Source organism: Methanolobus vulcani (assembly GCF_900100715.1).
GTDB classification, from domain to species: Archaea; Halobacteriota; Methanosarcinia; order Methanosarcinales; family Methanosarcinaceae; genus Methanolobus; species Methanolobus vulcani.
In genome coordinates this window covers 13,615-33,134 of sequence record NZ_FNCA01000007.1, presented here as the reverse complement: position 1 = coordinate 33,134, position 19,520 = coordinate 13,615, and the positions used below count along the sequence as shown (strand labels likewise).

The 19,520-nt window shown below is 41.2% G+C and carries 18 protein-coding genes; 13 read left to right on the top strand and 5 right to left on the bottom strand.

Translation table 11 applies throughout. The annotated features are described in order from the left end of the window. Window positions 1–35 precede the first annotated feature (35 nt). Window positions 36–443: an HI0074 family nucleotidyltransferase substrate-binding subunit gene (locus BLP52_RS10460; RefSeq protein WP_091710436.1), complete on the bottom strand. Its 408-nt coding sequence runs from the start codon at window positions 441–443 to the stop codon at window positions 36–38. Beyond that, the gene (gene mntA / locus BLP52_RS10455) at window positions 410–742 is read right to left on the bottom strand and encodes a type VII toxin-antitoxin system MntA family adenylyltransferase antitoxin (protein ID WP_091710435.1); all 333 of its coding nucleotides are present in this window, start codon (window positions 740–742) and stop codon (window positions 410–412) included. The genes BLP52_RS10460 and mntA overlap by 34 nt, the downstream gene beginning before the upstream one ends. A gap of 141 nt (window positions 743–883) precedes the next feature. Here mntA and BLP52_RS10450 point away from each other — a divergent pair, with 141 nt between their 5' ends. The 13 genes from BLP52_RS10450 (at window position 884) to BLP52_RS10385 (ending at window position 15,315) form a co-directional block, all read left to right on the top strand. Next, window positions 884–1,315, top strand: a complete 432-nt coding sequence (locus tag BLP52_RS10450) for a DUF61 family protein (protein WP_091710434.1) — start codon at window positions 884–886, stop codon at window positions 1,313–1,315. A gap of 573 nt (window positions 1,316–1,888) precedes the next feature. Then, complete coding sequence (locus tag BLP52_RS10445; RefSeq protein ID WP_162272972.1) at window positions 1,889–2,281, top strand: DUF2178 domain-containing protein; 393 nt, start codon at window positions 1,889–1,891, stop codon at window positions 2,279–2,281. 12 nt (window positions 2,282–2,293) lie between these two features. After that, window positions 2,294–2,488: a helix-turn-helix transcriptional regulator gene (locus BLP52_RS10440; protein ID WP_091710432.1), complete on the top strand. Its 195-nt coding sequence runs from the start codon at window positions 2,294–2,296 to the stop codon at window positions 2,486–2,488. Window positions 2,489–2,582: 94 nt separating this feature from the next. Further along, complete coding sequence (locus BLP52_RS10435) at window positions 2,583–3,950, top strand: NAD-dependent succinate-semialdehyde dehydrogenase (RefSeq protein ID WP_091710431.1); 1,368 nt, start codon at window positions 2,583–2,585, stop codon at window positions 3,948–3,950. Between the two features lie 364 nt (window positions 3,951–4,314). Further along, entirely contained in the window at window positions 4,315–5,682 is a 1,368-nt protein-coding gene (locus BLP52_RS10430; protein WP_091710430.1) for an NAD-dependent succinate-semialdehyde dehydrogenase, read from the top strand. 2 nt (window positions 5,683–5,684) lie between these two features. Next, window positions 5,685–7,322: an acetolactate synthase large subunit gene (locus BLP52_RS10425; RefSeq protein ID WP_091710429.1), complete on the top strand. Its 1,638-nt coding sequence runs from the start codon at window positions 5,685–5,687 to the stop codon at window positions 7,320–7,322. A 57-nt stretch (window positions 7,323–7,379) separates the two neighbouring features. Next, window positions 7,380–8,729 carry a dihydrolipoyl dehydrogenase family protein gene (locus tag BLP52_RS10420; RefSeq protein ID WP_091710428.1) on the top strand — a complete coding sequence of 450 codons (1,350 nt, stop codon included), beginning with the start codon at window positions 7,380–7,382 and terminating at the stop codon, window positions 8,727–8,729. Between the two features lie 92 nt (window positions 8,730–8,821). Continuing rightward, complete coding sequence (locus BLP52_RS10415) at window positions 8,822–10,792, top strand: glycoside hydrolase family 15 protein (RefSeq protein ID WP_091710427.1); 1,971 nt, start codon at window positions 8,822–8,824, stop codon at window positions 10,790–10,792. A 310-nt stretch (window positions 10,793–11,102) separates the two neighbouring features. Beyond that, window positions 11,103–12,014 (top strand): glycine betaine ABC transporter substrate-binding protein, encoded by a 912-nt coding sequence (locus BLP52_RS10405; RefSeq protein ID WP_091710425.1) that lies wholly within the window; start codon window positions 11,103–11,105, stop codon window positions 12,012–12,014. Between the two features lie 45 nt (window positions 12,015–12,059). Then, window positions 12,060–13,187 carry an ABC transporter ATP-binding protein gene (locus tag BLP52_RS10400; protein ID WP_091710424.1) on the top strand — a complete coding sequence of 376 codons (1,128 nt, stop codon included), beginning with the start codon at window positions 12,060–12,062 and terminating at the stop codon, window positions 13,185–13,187. A 24-nt stretch (window positions 13,188–13,211) separates the two neighbouring features. After that, window positions 13,212–13,853 (top strand): ABC transporter permease, encoded by a 642-nt coding sequence (locus tag BLP52_RS10395; protein ID WP_238380797.1) that lies wholly within the window; start codon window positions 13,212–13,214, stop codon window positions 13,851–13,853. After that, on the top strand, window positions 13,847–14,461 hold the full coding sequence (locus tag BLP52_RS10390; RefSeq protein ID WP_091710423.1) for an ABC transporter permease: 615 nt from the start codon (window positions 13,847–13,849) through the stop codon (window positions 14,459–14,461). Before BLP52_RS10395 ends, BLP52_RS10390 begins: the two co-directional genes overlap by 7 nt. 59 nt (window positions 14,462–14,520) lie before the next feature. Then, the gene (locus BLP52_RS10385; RefSeq protein WP_091710422.1) at window positions 14,521–15,315 is read left to right on the top strand and encodes a class I SAM-dependent methyltransferase; all 795 of its coding nucleotides are present in this window, start codon (window positions 14,521–14,523) and stop codon (window positions 15,313–15,315) included. Window positions 15,316–15,358: 43 nt separating this feature from the next. Here the strand turns inward: BLP52_RS10385 and argS are convergent, their stop codons facing one another. The 3 genes from argS to twy1 form a co-directional block, all read right to left on the bottom strand. After that, the gene (gene argS, locus BLP52_RS10380; protein ID WP_091710421.1) at window positions 15,359–17,062 is read right to left on the bottom strand and encodes an arginine--tRNA ligase; all 1,704 of its coding nucleotides are present in this window, start codon (window positions 17,060–17,062) and stop codon (window positions 15,359–15,361) included. 26 nt (window positions 17,063–17,088) lie between these two features. Then, on the bottom strand, window positions 17,089–18,333 hold the full coding sequence (gene prf1, locus BLP52_RS10375; protein WP_091710420.1) for a peptide chain release factor aRF-1: 1,245 nt from the start codon (window positions 18,331–18,333) through the stop codon (window positions 17,089–17,091). Window positions 18,334–18,535: 202 nt separating this feature from the next. Continuing rightward, on the bottom strand, window positions 18,536–19,498 hold the full coding sequence (twy1, locus tag BLP52_RS10370) for a 4-demethylwyosine synthase TYW1 (RefSeq protein ID WP_091710419.1): 963 nt from the start codon (window positions 19,496–19,498) through the stop codon (window positions 18,536–18,538). Between the last annotated feature and the right edge of the window lie 22 nt (window positions 19,499–19,520).

Genomic DNA, 19,520 nt, shown 5'->3' with positions numbered 1-19,520 from the left:
AAATAAGATAAAAACAAACAAAAATGAAATTTAGATTACAAGCATTCTGTAACTATGCTTGTGTATATCTTGTTCATGAGAGTATAGTACCCTGAAAGTTCCTTGTATATTTCTTCTGCAACATCCTCATGGTATGTGTGAGTTGTCATGTTCCTGTCATCGGTCATGTATAATGCCTGCATACTTTCATTTTCATTTATAAGATGCATTTTGAAAGCTTCACGGAAGCATGACTTTGGAGAATTGCATATGACTCCTTCTCTTTCCAGAAGGTATTCTTTTACAAGTTTCCAGATGGCTTCAAAAGTGTATTCAAAACGCTGGATAGCAGCGTCCCTGATTATTACGGAATATGGTTCATCCATGATTTCCTGAAGAGTTTCAAGAGCTCTTTTTGCAACCTTTGCTTTCATTTCCAGTTTGTGCTGCCTTTCCCTTTCCATACTTCTCCCTCATTAAGCACCTGCTGCCTGAAATCCTCTGAAACTGTGGAAAGGTCTACAAGATCCACAGTATAGGGAATGTTCATCTCTTCTAATTCTGCTCTCAAGGCAGTTAGCTTTTTTCTGTCAAAAAAGCCTGATGGAAGGATTCCAATATCAATATCGGATGTACTGTGAGCATTTCCCTTTGCTCTTGAACCGAACAGGAATATTTTAACATCCTCATTTTCAAAAGCCTGAAGAACAGCAGCTTTGACTTTTTGGATGGACGTTTCGAATACTTCTGATATTTCAGGCATTTTGATTCCTATGATGAATTTGTAAATAAGATTATTATATTCTTTAGAAATTACAGCTTTAAATTATTTCCCGGCTGCATATGCAAATAAAAATACTCAAAACCGATTTTAACTAAAAGTCACATAGAATTATTGAAGATCATGTCTGGCAGAATCCCAGTTTCTGATGACTCCATCCTGACACGCTGGATGAGAATTGAAGTAGGAAAACTAAATGATGGACTTGTTTCCGAACGTAAGAGCCTTGCCCAGTTACTAACGGAAGAAAGACCTGTATCCAGAACAAAAGCAGGAGATGAACATGTCTTTGATAAAGATATACTGGAAGAACTGGGAAATAAACTGCCAACCGACCTGCAAAGGAACCTAAAGATACCCATCATCTTTTTTTCAGATAACAGGGTTCCTGACAGTTGTTATCTCAATGACCCCATAGCTCTTGAAGCTTTACAGATCTTAGGAGAAATGAGTAAAATGAGAAGGATGCAACAGGGAAAATTATGGATTGGCAAGTCCATAGCTTATACAATTATGAAGAAGTATTTGAGTGTTGTACAGATAGCTATGATGTAAGAATTAACCAGCAAATTAATAGATACTATTTTTCAGATCTTGTGTTAACACCGTTAAACAAAATAACGTCGTTGTTATTTCATACGCCATAATTAATAAAAATGAAATTAATTGATATAACTTGCAAACATAGAAAGGAAATGGAGTATGGGACTAAACACATGGGGAGTGGGTTTAGTGTATATTGATCATATAACAAAACCAGGTGGTACGGGGTTATATGATCAATATGCTTCAATTTAGTCTGATAGAGGGATTATAACATGGATAATACCAACCAACCAACCAACCAACTATCTGTGGTCTACACCAACCTCTATCAGACATATCATTCATTACTGCCTTATGGGGAAGAAATGTATTGTCCTCAGATACTTATAACAACCAACTTTTCCCACATAAGGCAACTCTTTTGATCTTGCGCAGACACTTTAACCATGTAGATGTAATCTGTGTTCTCTGGAATCATCGTGCAAATATTGCAATTAAACTCAGAGGATTATGTCAGATTGAGTTGTCTTAAAGAATAGATATTTATACATTATGTAAAGTATGTTTTACATAGCGATCAATATGAAAAATCAGGAAATCATATTATTAATAGCAGGACTGGTTTTATCAGGATTCGGGATTTACATTAAGATTTACGAGCCTGCTTGGGTTTCAAATACTGAAGATCCAGGTGGAGGACTTATTGGTGCAGGGGTTGTGCTCATATTAACTTCACTGAGAAATCGCCATTATAAAAAGAAAGGAATAATAACAGAAGATGAAAGAGACTACAGAATTGCAGAAAAAGCAAGCTATAGGTCATTTCAGATAATATTTATACTTCAGGGGTTTTTATTTTTCATTCTTGGAATCTCCGATATTCAACTAACAGCACAGTCTGTAATAGGAGTTCTCTTCGCAGCTAGCGGAATAGCTTATATTGGGTCCTTTTATTGGTATAGGAATAAAATGTAATTTGAGGAAAAAATGAAAAATAACATGAAGGTCTGGCGCGCTAAAAATAATCTGACACAGGAAGAATTAGCAAAAAAACTTAGTGTTACCAGACAGACTATTAATGCTATTGAAAGGGAAAAGTACGATCCAAGTCTGGAACTGGCTTTCAGGCTTGCATTCTTCTTTGAATGTACCATTGAAGATATTTTTACGTATGAGAAATAAACGGAGGATTATATTAAAAATAGATCTATTCTTAATTGCATTCAACAATAGCAAATATGTAAGATTTCAATCTAATAACATCAGAGGATTTACCATGACCACAATCTCATCCATTAACCCCACAACAGGAAAAGTTATCAGCGAAGTTGAAATGCATACCGATGAACAGGTGAGTCGGATGCTCAAGAAATCTGCTGAAACGTTCAGGGAATGGAAAAGAACTGATGTCTCAGAGCGTAATGAGCTTCTGAAGAACTTTGCTGAGATACTGAGAAAAAATAAGGGCAAATATGGAAAACTCATCACTACTGAGATGGGGAAGGTCATGAAGCAGGCTGTTCCTGAGGTTGCAAAATGTGCCGCTATGTTCGATTACTTTGCTGACAACGCAGAGAAGATGCTTGAACCTGAGCCTGCGGAAGAAGGTGCATGTGACCAGATGATCCATTACGAACCAATGGGAACTGTGCTTGCGATAAAACCATGGAACTTCCCGTTCTGGCAGGTTCTCAGTGCAGCAGCACATGTGCTGGCTGGTGGAAATGTAATGCTGCTCAAACATTCCAGTTATGTACCCCTGTGTGCACTTGAGATAGAGAATATTTTCCTTGAAGCCGGATTTCCTGAAGGTGTCTTCCAGACAATGATAGTTGATGGAAAGAACGCATCCTCACTTATTTCACGGGATGAGGTGAAAGCCGTGTCTTTTACCGGAGGATACGATGCCGGACAGAAAGTTGCTGAGCTTGCAGCCCATAATATGAAGAAATTCGTGCTGGAACTTGGTGGAAGTGACCCGTTCATAATTCTTGATGATGCAAATGTCGATATGGCAGCAAAAGTTGGAGTTCCAAGCCGCTTCATCAACACCGGGCAGACATGTATTGCAGCCAAGCGTTTCATAGTTATGGAAGAGCTTGCTGAAGAGTTCACGGAAAAATTCGTTGAAGGAACTCTTAATCTGCAAATTGGCGACCCAATGGACCCTGAAACAGATATTGGTCCAATGGTCAGGAATGAGCAGATGCTTGTACTTGAAGATCAGGTAAAGGACGCAATATCAAAAGGTGCACAACCTCTCGTACCTGGTGGAAGAATGGCAAGTCAGGGATTCATGTATTCTCCAACTGTTCTCAGTGGAGTTACAAGAGACATGAAAGTCATGACAGAGGAGACTTTCGGACCTGTGGCACCGATTATTACTGTAAAAACCGAAGAAGAAGCCATCGAACTTGCAAATGATTCAGAGTTCGGACTTGGTGCCAGTGTCTGGAGCCAGGAACGTGACAGGGCTATGAGAGTTGCATCAGAGCTTGAAACCGGAATGGTTGGAGTGAACTCATTCTGCACACCGCAGGCATGCCTGCCATTTGGCGGAGTTAAGAAAAGCGGAATGGGCAGAGAGCTTTCAAAGCACGGGTTCCTTGAGTTTATGAATATCAAGTCTGTTAAGATTATGTAAAGAGACTTTAAGCCTCATTTTTCTTTTATTATAAGTAACCGCACGCACTATATTCAGAAATGTTATTCGGCGTGAGCTCTACAATTTCAATACCACTCATTTCCCTTTCTCCACATAACCCGAAGATGCATAATTAGAACATTGTTGTAAAAAAGAAAAATGAAAGAAACAAAGATTTACTCACAGTCATAAGATTGTGTTAATCTTTTAAAGTCCTTGTCTCAGTGAAATCTATAGATGACATTAGATTCCGTGGAAGGTTAAAGGCTTGCTAAGCAATTATATATCATGCCAACTATTATATAAAAGATTGAATCTGGCTTGTAAAAGCCTTTATTGCAATAATAAGTGAGAGGAATTCCAATTGGGGAAAATTAAGTCTGTTAATCCTGCAACAGGGGAATTGAACGAAGAATTTGACCTCTATTCTCAGCAGGTTGTGAATCAAAAGATAGGAGATTCCCGAAAAGCATTTGCTCAATGGAAAAACGAACCTCTCTGTGAAAGAACTTTTTCTATCGAATGTGTAGGTGAGGTTCTCAGAGACAGAAAAGAAGAGCTTGCAGAGCTCATTACAAAAGAAATGGGCAAACCTATCAGGGAATCACTGTCAGAAATTGAAAAGTGTGCATGGACATGTGATTATTTTGCGAAGAACGCTGAAAGCTTTCTTGCATCCGAATTTGTGGAAACTGATGCTGAAATATCCGGGTACGTCTACGAACCTTCAGGTGTTATACTCAGTATCATGCCCTGGGATTTTCCATTCTGGCAGGCATTAAGATTTGGTATTCCAGCTGTTGCTGGTGGAAATACTGTGCTGCTGAAGCATGCCAGTAATGTTCCCATGTGTGCTCTTGAAATAGAGAATATTTTCATTGAGGCGGGATTTCCTGAAGGAGTTTTCCAGACACTCCTGATAGATGGCAATACCGCATCTTCACTGATCTCAAGGGATGAGATAAATGCTGTTTCTTTTGCTGGCAGCCGTCCAGGAGGAGAAAGAGTAGCAGGAGCCGCAGGAAAAAGCATCAAGAAATTCATCCTTGAACTTGGTGGCAGCGATCCTCTGATAGTGCTAGAAGATGCAGATGTCGATAAAGTTGCTAAAGCGGCAGTTATTGCCAGATTTCAGAACTGTGGACAAAGTTGTATTGCAGCCAAACGTTTACTTGTTGATGAGAAAATTGCTGCAGATTTCACAGAGAAATTTACAGAACACGTAAGAGATCTCAAAATCGGAGATCCAATGGACAATGCTACTGATATGGGACCTATGGCAGGTGAAAAACAACGCAACATCCTGGAAGAGCAAATACTACTTAGCAAAAATAATGGTGCAAAAGCCATTCTTGAAGGTGGCAAAACAGACGATGAGGGATATTTTTACAAACCCAGTGTCCTCAGCAATGTCAGCGAGAAGGCCCCTGTTGTTGTAGAAGAAACCTTTGGCCCTGTTGCACCTATAATAACTTTCAATAATGAGGAAGACGCTATTAAAATAGCCAACAACACTGAATTCGGGCTTGGAGCCAGCATCTGGAGCAAGGATAAACAGAAAGCTATGAGGATGACAAAACACATCGAAGCCGGTGTCATAACTATCAATAACATTGTGTCATCTGACCCAAGGCTTCCCTTTGGCGGAATGAAAAAAAGCGGTATCGGCAGAGAGATGTACCGCCACGGGATGCTGGAATTTATGAACGTGAAATCCATGAAGGTGTATTAAAAATGAAAGCAAGCGATCTTTTTGTGAAATGTCTTGAAAATGAGGGAGTAGAATACATATTCGGAGTTCCGGGAGAGGAAACAATAGACCTTACCGAATCACTCAGAAAATCAAAGATAAAATTCATCCCGACAAGACATGAGCAGAGCGCTGCTTTTATGGCAGACATGTATGGAAGGCTCACACACAAACCAGGAGTGTGTCTTGCAACACTGGGACCGGGAGCCACAAATCTTATTACCGGTATTGCAGATGCCCAGCTTGACAGGGCGCCACTTGTAGCAATTACCGGACAGTCCGCCCTTGAGAAAACACACAAAGAATCGCATCAGTATATCGATATTGTCACAGCTTTCAAACAATTCACAACATGGAACTCCAAAGTCACAAGACCTGATTTCATTCCAGAGATCGTTCACAAGGCTTTTGATATTGCAGCGGACAGACCAGGAGCCACTCATATTGAGCTCCCTGAAGACGTTGCAAAAGAAGAGACATCAAAGGAACCAATATCAAAGAAGCACTATCCTCATATTAGTCTTCTTGATGAAAGTGAGCTTAAGAAAGCTGCAAAGATGATCAAAGAAAGTTCAATGCCAATAATCCTTGCTGGTAATGGAATTTTCAGAGAGGATGCAGCCAGTGAACTCAGCAGACTTGTCCAGTTCTCAGGACTTCCCGTTGTTACAACATTCATGGGAAAAGGTGCAATACCTGCCGATGATCCTCACTATCTCGGTTCGATGGGAATCAAGGACCACGACCACATAATGTGTGGTTTTGAAATGGCAGACCTTGTAATATGTGTTGGTTTTGATTACGTTGAATACACACCAAAATTCTGGAACCCTGACAAATCAAAGAAGATAATTCACATTCATACCGACCATCCGGAAGTTGATGAGACCTACATTCCTGAAATACTTCTTGTCGGAAGCATCAGGCAGACGCTTTTCAGTCTCAGGCAGCAATGTGATTTTGAAAAGGAAATGCATGAAAGGTTCCAGAAGGTCCGTGCCAGAATGAAGGCTGAAATTGAGGATTATGCTGAAGACATGTCTTTTCCTATGAAACCACAGAAGATACTCTCCGATGTAAGAGATACAATGGACCGTGGAGATATACTCATCAGCGATGTTGGTGCCCATAAATTATGGATAGGGAGACTCTTCCCTGCATACGAACCAAATACGGTTTTCATTTCCAATGGACTTGCAACCATGGGATTTGCACTGCCAAGTGCCATTGCAGCAAGTATGATCAAACCTGAAAAGAAGGTCGTGGCAATTGCAGGGGACGGTGGTTTCCTTATGAACCTTCAGGACCTTGAAACTGCTGTAAGACTTGGATGCAATTTTGTTGTTGTCATTTTTGATGACTCAAAATACGGACTCATCGAGTGGCATGAGAGAAAAGCCTTCAATGAGACCATGGGAATTGATTTCACAAATCCTGATTTTGTTAAGCTTGCTGAGAGTTTTGGTGCAAAAGGTGTCAGGCTTGAAAATGCCGAAGATTTAAAACCAAAACTTGCCGCGGCTCTTGAAGCAGGCGGTGTCTGGCTTCTGGATGTTCCTGTGGATTATTCTGAGAACATAAAGCTTACAGAGAAATTGAAACATAATTTCTGCGAAATATAAGTTAAATTTAACATATGAGATCCACATATTTAAAATATCGAATATGGGGAGATCTCGATGAAAGAAGAATATGATGCTTTTGTGATCGGCACTGGGGCTGCCGGGACAACGTTTGCATATAAATTGAATGCTGCCGGATGGAAAGTAGGAATCGCCGATAACAGAGAATATGGTGGGACCTGTGCCTTAAGAGGATGTATTCCAAAGAAAGTACTTGCAGGTGTGTCCAATATAGTTGATGAACACAACAGAATGCTTGATAAGGGTATTAAAGGCAATAAAATTTTCATTGACTGGTCATCACTTGTAGATTACAAAAGAACTTTCACAGAGGCGCATCCTCAGCAAAGTGAAAAAGGATACATTGATGCCGGAATCGATACTTTCCACGGAACCGTACATTTTGAAGATGAATCCACTTTGTCCGTGGGAGAAAAAAAGATCACTTCCAGATACATAATTATCACAACCGGTTCAAAACCTCGCAGACTGAACATCCCGGGTGAGGAATATCTTGTAACAAGTGAAGAGTTCATGGAACTCGAAAAACTTCCGAAGAAGATCATTTTTGCCGGTGGAGGTTACATTTCCTTTGAATTCGCTCATATCGCAGCAAGAGCCGGATGTGATGTGACCATATTGCAAAGAGGAGACAGGGTCCTGAAAATGTTCGATGCCGATCTTGTGGACATGCTTGTCAAAGCTTCCGAAGATGCAGGCATCAATGTGGTCACAGGTAAAGAGCTCAAAAATATAGAGAAGACATCTGATGGCTTTAAGGTAACAACCTGCTGTAAGGACAGTGAAAAAGAGGAGACTTTCTTTGCAGATATGGTCGTTCATGGTCTTGGAAGAGTTCCGGCCATAGAAGAGCTGGAACTTGAGAAAGGAAATGTTGCCCTTGAAAAAGGAAACATAGCCCTTAACGAATATTTCCAGAGCGTTTCCAATCCCAGAGTATATGCAGCAGGTGACTGCATACGCCCGGGTCCTGCCCTTACTCCTGTTGTGAGTCTGCAGGCAGATATTGCTGCTACGAATATACTTGAAGGTAACAAAGAAAGGGCTGACTACACGGTCATACCATCTACAGTTTTCACGATACCTCCACTTTCAAGTGTTGGTATCACCGAAAATGAGCTATCAGAGGATCAGAAGGTACTTTTCTATGACATGAGCCAGTGGTATTCTTCCAGAAGGATAAATTCAGGATATGCTGCCTCCAAAGTAATAATAGATGAGTCCAGCGATCTTATACTTGGAGCGCATTTGCTTGCACCAAATTCAGAAGAGGTTATCAATCTTTTTGCAATGGCCATGAGATATGGCCTGACAGCAACTCAGTTAAAGTCAATGGTTTTCTCATATCCAAGCGTAGCATATGATTTAAACTACATGTTAAAATGACCAGCAATTTCCATAGAACATTAATATCCGAAATTGTTTTGGACAAAATCGGGAGGAAATAACAATGGCAATTGATTTGGAAGTGATTTAGCATGACACGGCATATAGTTCTTGGAAACCAGTCTCTTCTTGTAAACATTGACAAATGGTTACAGGTCAGGGACATATATTTTCCCTATGTCGGACAGGAAAATCACTTATCAGGGCATGCACAGAGGATCGGAGTATATGTTGACGGGAACCTTTCATGGATAAATGAGCCCGGATGGGAAAGAAAACTTGCCTACCGTAAAAGCACACTTATATCAGAAAACCATGCCATAAATCGGGATATTGGAATTGAGATTTTACTTGAAGAGTGTGTTCATTTTGAACATAATATATTCCTGCGTAAAGTAATCATAAAAAATATACGGGACTATCAAAGGGAAATACGCCTTTTTTTCAACCAGGATTTCCACCTTTATGGAAACGGCATCGGAGATACAGCGATCTACCAGATGAATCACAATGTAATTGTACATTATAAGAATTCGAGATACTTTCTCATAGGAGCACTGAAATCGAACAGAAGCGAAGATATTACAAGCGATATTGACGATTTTGCCATCGGACAGGCAGAATACAAGGGTCTACAGGGAACATTTAAAGATGCGGAAGATGGAATACTTTCCAAAAATCCAGTGGCACAGGGAACTGTTGATTCTACCATAGGCATTCATTTTGAAATACCTGCTGATGCGGAAAAAACCGTGTACTATTACATTATAGCAGGTGAGGATTTCCAGGATATATATGAACTGAACAGTTTCATCAAGGAAAACGGACCACAAAGCATTCTGGAAGAAACTGAGAAAGACAATCTTTCATGGTTATCCAAAATATCAATAGACTTCTCTGATCTAGATCGTGATATATCTGAACTATACAAACGTTCTCTTCTTACAATAAAAACACAAACCGATAAGGGAGGAGCTATTCTTGCTGCAAACGATTCCGATAACATGCAATTTAACAAGGACACATACAGTTATATGTGGTCCAGAGATGGGGCACTGACTGCTGTTGCAATGATAAAAGCAGGTTATCCTGAATTCACAAAGCCTTTTTTCCTTTTTTGCAGAGATGTACTCTGGTGGCCAGGTTGTATGCTTCATAAATACAATCCCGACAGGACACTCGGAAGCAGCTGGCATCCCTGGGTAGAATTTGATAAACCCTCTTTACCAATTCAGGAAGATGAAACAGCACTTGTTATCCATGCTCTCTGGCAATACTACGAAACAACAAAGGATATTGAATTTATAACGGAACTCTATGAACCTTTGATTAAGAAAGCGGTCTATTTTATGAACAGTTACCGCTATCCCAATGAACTGCCTCGTGAAAGCTATGATCTATGGGAAGAAAGAAGGGGTGTTTTCACATTCACTGCTTCCGCTGTCTATGCAGGACTAACGGCAGGAGAGAAACTAGCTGACCTCTTTGAAGACCACGAAACCTGTACTATTTGCAGGGATACTTACCTGGGTTTAAGGAGTGCTATAATCGATGAGCTGTATGATTCTGAAAATAAGATTTTCCTGAGAGGGATCAACTACACGGATGGTGACATCGGTAAAAAAGTAGTGGACAATACTGTTGATAGCAGTGTCTATACTGTTTTTGATTTCAATGTTCTGCTAGCAGATGATCCCAGAGTGGAAAGTACAATGATAAATCTGGAGAAAAAACTGTGGGTGGAGCAAAAAGGCGGCCTTGCACGGTATGAGAACGATCAGTACTATCGTCAAAGTGATACTATTCCCGGCAATCCGTGGGTAATTTGCACTCTATGGCTTGCAAAATGGTACATCGCAAAAGCCAAGGATCCCGAAAGTCTTGCAAAACCAATTGAACTTATCAAATGGGTGGCAGACTGCTCCCTTGAGACGGGAATTATGCCTGAACAGGTGCACCCTTTCACAGAGGAACCTTTGTCGGTAGCTCCTCTGACATGGAGCCATGCAGAATTTGTGGATACTGTAAATAAATATATTGAAAAACAAAAATCGTTTGTCTGACTCGATCTCACCAGATGATTATACATTAATAGATATTGGGAGGTGAAGATTAATGGAAACAAATACACATAATAAAGGAAATAAGTTTGAATGTGAAGTCTGTAAGATGACATTCCCCACTAAGGAAGAATATGAAAAACATATGCGAGAAAATCACAATCAATAAAAGGAGAATCTGACATTGGAATTTTTTCAAAATTAACATCCTGAAAATCAGATACCTTTATAAAAAGTGTACTTAATCTATCTTATAGGGAAGTCGTTGTGGTAATACGGTTACGGTAGGAAACGATTTTCGGGGAGGTTAACAATGAGAAGATCTATTCTGATACTTTTAGTTTTGGTTGTGGCCCTGGCTGCCAGTGGTTGTACAGATACCCCTGTTGATAACGGACAGGAAAAGGGAACGGTAGTTGTCGGTTCTAAACTTTTTCAGGAATCATATATCCTTGCCCATATGACAGCTCTTGTCCTTGAAGATGCAGGATACAAAACAGATGTAAAACAGGGTCTTGGTGGAACATTTGTGAATTTTGAGGCTTTGAAAGCAGGCCAGATACAAACTTACGCTGAATATACAGGCACTGCTTACAGCCAGATACTGAACCTGAGTCAGCTGGACAACTGGGACAGACAGGTCGTTTACAACATGACCGAGAAAGGTCTCAAGCAGCAGGACGGAGTAATGATAGTAAGCAATCTTGGTTTTGAGGATGCATACGCCATTGCCGTAAAAGAGGATTGGGCTGCCGAACACAATGTTACAAAGATAAGCGACCTTGAACCATATGCTGCAGAAATGACTATCGGTACAGATCCTGAGTTTGCTACCCGAGAAGATGGACTTCCACGCATTCAGGAAGTTTACGGTTTTGGCTTCAAGGATTATAAACAGGCTGTTGCTACTGTAATGTACGAGGCCATCAAGAACGATGAAGTTGATGCGATCTCAGCATATACAACCGATACCAGAAATGAGGTATTCAACCTGAGAGTTCTGGAGGATGATAAGAACGCACTGCCACCTTATGATGCTATCCTGATAGTTACAGAGGAATTTGCACAGAATAATCCTGATGCTATTACTGCAATGCAGAAACTTGACGGAGCTATCAGCACCGATGAAATGAGACAACTGAACTACCAGTTCGATATCGATCAGAAGGAACCAGGGGATATAGCACATGATTTCCTCGTTGAGAAAGGTATTATAGAGGGATAATTCTCCCTCATTTATTCCTAATTAAAATTAAACCGGGACTCACACATGCAAACAGAAAGACTGTTTGACAGGATTGATTCTATCCAGCTCAAAGGGATCACAAAGAAATATGGGGAAGGATTCGCGGTAAAAGATCTGGATCTGGAAGTAATTGGTGGAGAACTTCTGATCCTTATCGGGCCCAGTGGTTCCGGAAAAACCACAACTCTACGTATGATCAACCGCATGATAGAGCAGGATGAAGGTTCGGTCACTATCAACGGGATTGATACAAAAAACGTTGACCCTGTGCGTCTGCGCCGCAATATTGGTTATGTTATACAGAACATTGGCCTGTTTCCTCATATGACAATTGGAGAGAACATCGGACTTGTTCCCAAACTTGAAGGCTGGAACAAAAAAGAAATTGAAGAGCGTGTGAAAACGCTGCTGGAATTTGTTTCACTTCCTCCTGATATGTTCATGAACCGCTATCCAAAACAGCTTAGCGGAGGACAGCAGCAGAGAGTCGGTCTTGCAAGGGCCATGGCAATGGACCCTCCACTGTTCTTAATGGATGAACCTTTTGGTGCACTGGACCCTATATTACGCAAACAGCTCCAGAAAGAGTTCCTGAAAATAAAAAATGAGATCAACCGTACCATTGTTTTTGTGACCCATGATATTGAGGAAGCACTTGTACTCGGTGACAGGATAGCCATAATGGACCAGGGAGAACTCGTTCAGGTTGGTCCTCCGGAGGAACTCATATTCAATCCTGCAAACGAACTTGTTGCAGATATTGTTGATAATCAAAGAAAATTCAAGCACATGGATACTCTTAAGGTAAAGGATCTGATGTCACCTTTTGAAGATAAATATGTACTTCAAGCAAAAACAGAAGCATGTGATGCTGTTGATGAAATGACAAAGCGGGACCTTGAAACTGCTTTTGTATTTGATGAAGATGCACTTCTGGGACAGGTGGAAATTGTAGATCTTATGAAATGCAGGCACAGGGAAGAAAAACTCAGTGAACTTGCAAAACCCATCAAGACCTTCCAGCCAATGGATTCGGTTGCATTTGCATTATCAGAAATGAAAAACAGCGGGGAATACCTTGCAATTGTCATGAATTCAAAACATCCCGTTGGTATCCTTGTGTCTGATGAAGTATTACTGAAACTGATCTGATCAGATAAAAGCGGAGAACAGGTTATGTTGTCAATACAGGCTATAGCAAATGTCTGGGAAAGAAACCTGATGACAATGCGAACAATCGAGCATCTGCATATGTTCAGTATAGCCCTGCTCCTGTCGATAATAATTGGAGTCTCAGTTGGTATTTTCATCTACATGAAACCGAAAACTGCAAATCCTGTACTCAATTTCCTTAACATTGTTGAAACAATTCCGGACCTTGCACTGATCGTGCTTCTCCTGCCAATACTCAAACTCGGAGCGGGACCCACAATTGCAGCATGTGTACTTTATTCCATTCTTCCTATTGCAAGAAATACCTATACCGGACTGAAAAACGTGGATGAGCAATACACCTATGTTGCACAGGCAATCGGACTTTCTCCAAGAGAAGCATTGTTGAAAGTGAGAATTCCCATGTCACTCCCTCTTATTGCAGGAGGAATCAGGATCGCACTTGTGTTTTGCATGGGTGTTGTGACACTTGGAGGACTTGTTGCTGCAGGTGGACTTGGAACAGTACTGCAGAACGGTATCCAGCTTTACCAGAAAGATGCAATTCTTGTTGCTGGACTATGGACAGGACTACTTGCTGTTTTACTGGACGGCTTTGCAGGTCTGATCGAGAAAAAACTCCATGAGAGGTATGGAACATGGTAGTCCTTGAAACCGTTATTAATGCTACATGGGAACATATAGTCCTTGTTTACACCACACTTTTTGTAAGCATAATCGTTTCCATACCGCTTGCTTTTGGAGCAGTTTACAGCAAGAAACTGGAATTTGTTATAATGAAGTTTGCAAACCTTGTTCAGGCAGTTCCAAGCTTTGCTGTTGTTGCTATAATGGTCCCGTTCCTTGGGATCGGATTCACACCTGCAGTTGTTGCAATAATGCTGCGTGCCCTGCTCCCAATTATCAAAAATACATACATAGGTCTGAGCAACATTGATCCTGCGCTAATTGATTATGCAGAAGGTGTTGGTCTGAGTCAGTGGCAGATACACAGGTATATAAGACTTCCAAATGCATATCCTGCGATGTTTGCAGGAATAAAGTTTGCAGGAATTCTTGCCAACAGCATTGCAGTACTGACAGCTTTCATCGGTAGCGGTGGTCTTGGAGAGATAATATTCCAGGGACTTATAGGCTACAACACAAGCACTCTTCTTGCAGGTGCTATACCTGCCATCATGCTTGCAATTTTGATAGATACAACATTTACTATTCTGGAAAAAAAAGTAACTCCCGGTCATTCCAGTGAATAACACCGGGAAGGAAGCAATACTTTTAATCCTTCATTGCGTTAGAGCAAAAAGACAGAAAAATGAGTCTTAAGGATGATTTGAAAGGGATTATTCCTGAAAAAGAACTTGAAATCTTACCCAATCGTTTCGATATAATAGGTGATATTGCTGTTGTATCTATACCGGATGAACTGGTATTGTATAAAGAAGATATTGCCAGTGCTATTATGGGAAAGATGCAGAACATCAGAAATGTGCTGAACAAAGTCTCAAAACTTGAAGGAAACAGGAGAGTTGCAGATCTTGAGATAATTGCAGGAAACAGCACTGAAACTATCCATAAAGAGTTCGGATTCTCTTACAAAATTGACCTCAGAGAATCTTTTTTCAACGGAAGGCTCTCTTATGAGCGAAAAAGAGTGGCATCCCTTGTAAACGCAGGTGAAAAAGTACTTGTGCCTTTCAGCGGAGTAGGACCTTTTGCCATACCTGCAGCAAAGTCTGCAGATTATGTAGTTGCAGTGGAAATGAACGGGGCTGCCTGCAAATCTTTTACAAAGAACTGTAAGCTCAATAAACTTGAAAATAAGATACATATTATCAACGCTGATGCCAACAGCATACCTAATCTACTAAAAACTGAGTTTGAAAGGGCAATAATCCCGACACCTTATGGAATGGATCGTTTTCTTAAAACTATTTCTCCGCTTGTAAAACCCGGAGGATTCATTCATTTCTACACCTTCAAACCGAAAGAAGAAATTAAGGAACTCATTGGGAAATATGAGGATATGGGATTTGAAGTTCTGTTCCATCGAAGATGTGGCAATGTGGCACCTGGAATCAGCAGGTGGGTTTTTGACCTTAAAAAATGAGATTTGATTTAAAAAAGAAATGATATGAGAAAGATTCACTTTCTCACATTGATTCCGGTGCGCCGATACCAAGAGTATCGAGAGCATTTGCAAGGACTATCCTTGCACAGTTCACAAGAGCCAGCCTGCTTGCCCTTATGTCATCCTCTTCAGCACTTACAACAGGAACGAATCTGTAGAACTGGTTGAATGCATCTGCAAGTTCCCTGGCATAGATAGCTATTGTGTGTGGTTTTAAGTCCCGTGCGCAGACATCTATTATGCTGTCAAAGGCTGCCATCTTCTTGATAAGGTCAACCTCGGTATCCTCGGTCAGAAGTGAGGGGTCAATTTCCTCTGCAGGATTCCACTTACCTTCCTCTTCTGCCTTTTTGAGGATATTGCATGCCCTTGCGTGTGAATACTGAATGAAAGGTGCTCCCTGCTTCTCAAAGTCGAGCGCTTCCTTCCAGTCGAAGACTGTGGATTTCTCAGGCGATACCTTCACGATATCGTATCTTACAGCACCGATACCGACCATGCTTGCAACCTCTTTCTTGAAGTCGTCTTCCATCTCAGGTCTGCGCTTGTCGACCTCAGCATAAGCACGCTCCTCTATCTGGTCAAGCAGGTCATCAGCGGAAATGAACTTTCCACGGCGGGTGCTCATGGAACCTTCAGGAAGTGAGACGAATTCGAAGATAACAATTTCAGGCTCCTTCTTGCCAATTGCATTGAGAGTTGCTTTAAGCTGTCCTGATATGAGTTTGTGATCTGCACCCAGAACATCGATCATCCTGTCTGCACGCTCGCCTTTCCATTCATGGTAGGCAAGGTCACGTGTAGTATAAAGAGAAGTCCCGTCACTGCGCTGGATAACAAGAGTTTTTTCAAAGCCGTAATCTTCAAGATCTACTACAAGAGCACCGTTGTCATCTGAAGTTCTTCCTGTTGCTTTTATTTCCTCAACGATCCTTGAAACTGCACCGTTGCGGATGAAACCTGATTCATGTGGGAAACTGTCATGACTGACATTCATTCTCAGAAGAGTCTGTTTGATACCTGTTACAGCAAACTCCACTGCCTTATCAAAGCTCTGAATGGTTTCCTCATCACCGCTTTCAACAAGCTGCATGCGTTTGTCTATTTCTGCAACCTTGTCAGGTTCTTCGTTAAGAATTACATTTGCTTTGATGTAAACATCTGCTATGGCATGGTCTGGCTTTTTTGATGTATCGAACTCAAAAAGTGAGAGTGCCCATGAAACAATAGCAATCTGACGACCCATGTCATTGACATAGTACTGGGTCTCGACTTCATAGCCTGCCTTTTTAAGGATTCTGACAAGTGTGTCACCGATAATGGAATTACGTATGTGACCTACGTGAAGAGGACCGTTGGGGTTGGCAGAAGTGTGCTCAAGAAGTATTTTTCCTTCGCAGAAGTTGCCGCCAAAGTTTTCCTTTTCTTCAAGGATGGCTTTTACAGTATTATCGACGTAATTGCGCCCTGCATTGATATTGATGTAAGGACCAACTGTTTTGATATCACCTATCAGGATACTCTCAGGTAATTTGATTGCAGCGACTATTTTGTCAGCGAGTTCTTTTGGGTTGCACTTTGCCTGTGCAGCCAGCCTGAAAGCTACCTTTGAAGCAATATCTGCATGCTGTGATGGCTCAAGCCCGAGGTCATCTACCTCATATCCAAGGGACTTCAGGGCATTATTAAGAGCCTCTGTAACCTGTTTTTTAAATTCTATGAACAAGAAAAACACCTACACTAATATTAAGATCATACACCAGTACTGAATCTCAGAATTGCTACTATTCCACCGAATGCATTCAGAAGCTGGGAACCTTCGTCAAAGTCTGTTGATATGAACTCCACCTGTGTTGCCATCTGGTCAGCGAGTTCTGAGAGTTCATCCACAATATCTACTCTTTCTAATAATTCCATATTGGAACCGCACACAGGGCATGGAATACTGGAAGTATCCTCTTCTCCCGGTTTGAAATTTCGGGTAATTCCACCTTCGTAGTCTCCGTTGGGACATTTAAGAGTGAGTCTCTCAGCTCTTAATCCCTCTGAGATCATAAGGATCTCTACTGCACCTATGTTCAGGTTTTCACGGACCTGTGCTTCTCCGTATGCAGCCTTGCCGGAATCGGAAACAAGTTCTGTGAAGAAACGTTGCATGAGCTTTTTCTCAACCATAAGGTCAAGGTCTGAAAGTCTTTCACTGGCAGCGTTCACCAGTTCAGAGAGACCGGATTCATCGGTATATGCTACATCAAAGAGACCAAGTACCTTTTTCTGGATCTCATGGTGCAGGAACTCTCCTGATTCGAATTCTTCCTTTGTGGGGGAAGGACCACCGATAAGGACACCTTCAAAATCCTTGTGGTCGATTGTCAGGAAGACATCACTGGCTGCATCACCGATACGTTTGTAGAAATCATGAATTGCAATAAGCCTCAGTTGCTGGAACCTGTGAGCACTCTGACCTCCTTTTCTCTGTTTTCCCGGTACAGTAGATGTCAGATTTCTGTGAGCTTCTATGCGCTTTCCTACAAGAAGACCAACTGTTGCTTCTCTTCTGTCAAGAACCAGAAGACCGTATGTCTTCGCATCCTTAAGCATTTCCTCAAGTGGTTCAAGGAAGAATGCGGAATCACAGTGATACCTGTATGTGATAATTGGCTGAGGAGGCTCTACTATGCGTGTTTCCATATTAGTCTTGTTAGCACCGATGTCCACAGCACCTGTGAAGAAAACGATACCATTCTCAGGAACTTCCACATATCTGAGCCTTGAAAGCAAGGATTCCAGTGCACCCTGCACATTGTCACGTGTTACTTTGGATTTGATGTTAGCAGCCTGACCGTGCTCGGTCCTGAGCTGGGAGGTTACATCTGATATTTGCTTTGTGGGGGGGATATACAAAGAGATAAGTTCAGTACCACGTCCCTTTTTGGTACGGAGCTCCTCTAATGTTTTTTTGAATTCATATTTTGAATGAGCAGATTGTTCTGACATTGTGTGAATACTCCATTTAAATAAAGTGATTATCTATATCTTCGATTATTTTGGTTGCTTATCTATGCCGTTGCTATAAATATAAGTTGTGACAGATTGTGGCAGTTACTGTTACAGAAATTACATACAGTGTGATGAGACTGCAATAATAGAATGTATTAAACATGGTATATAGACTCCATATCAAAAAAAATGTATTTTGTCAAAGAAGATGTGCAACTGAACCATCTTTTGACAATAAAACTACCCTGCTGACCTCAACGTCACCGGCTACTTTGTAACCAAGATGTTGCGCCAGTTCTTCTGAAAATTGCATTACCTCATCATGTGAAGGCATTGCTTCACGTGGTAATCTCTTACGTGAAAAACCAAGATGCATATAGGCTTTGACCTCAATGTAATCAGGTTCTGCTATTTTAATGAGTTTCGCATAACCTTCAGGGTCGAACATGTTGACGCCTTTTACAAGCGTGATGCGGATTACTGTTCTTGTTTCCTTACTCTTAAGTATTTCCAGGGATCTGAGAATATTGTCCCAGAGTACAGGAGATTTCGGCTGGCATACCTTTTCATAGGTTTCCCTGTCAGGAGCATCAAGGCTCATGTATAACTGGGCAGGGTTTATCTTTGCCATCATTTCAGGAACAGTCCCGTTGCTTACAACAAAAGTGGTGAATCCCTGTTCTTTGAACTCATCGATAAGTTCGTCGAGATGAGGAAAAAGAGTAGGCTCTCCTGAGAGAGATATAGCAACATGCTTTGGATCATTGCCTTCTTTCCAGCGTTCAAGGGGTGCAGAACCTCCAAAACCAGATAAAAGTTTTCTTTGTGACTCAATTGAAGACCCCACTATTTCCACTGGAGAGTCCCATCCAACAGGCATAGGAACATCTACTTCCGTGGGTCTCCAGCAGTGCAGACATTTCTGGTTACACATAAGAGTCGGGGTCATCTGAAGACAGCGATGGGATGTGATACCATAAAATACAGATTTGTAGCATTCACCTTCATCTTTTATTGACCTGCGAAGCCACATGCATGTCTTGACAGCGCTATGCCTGCCTGCAAGACTGTAACCCTGTTTTCTTAACAGGCTCTTAAAATCTGTGATTTCTGATTCATCATCACTGGAATCTTTATTTTTGTTCTTTCTTCTGCGAGCCATCTCTGCGTCTAGTAGAATTTCA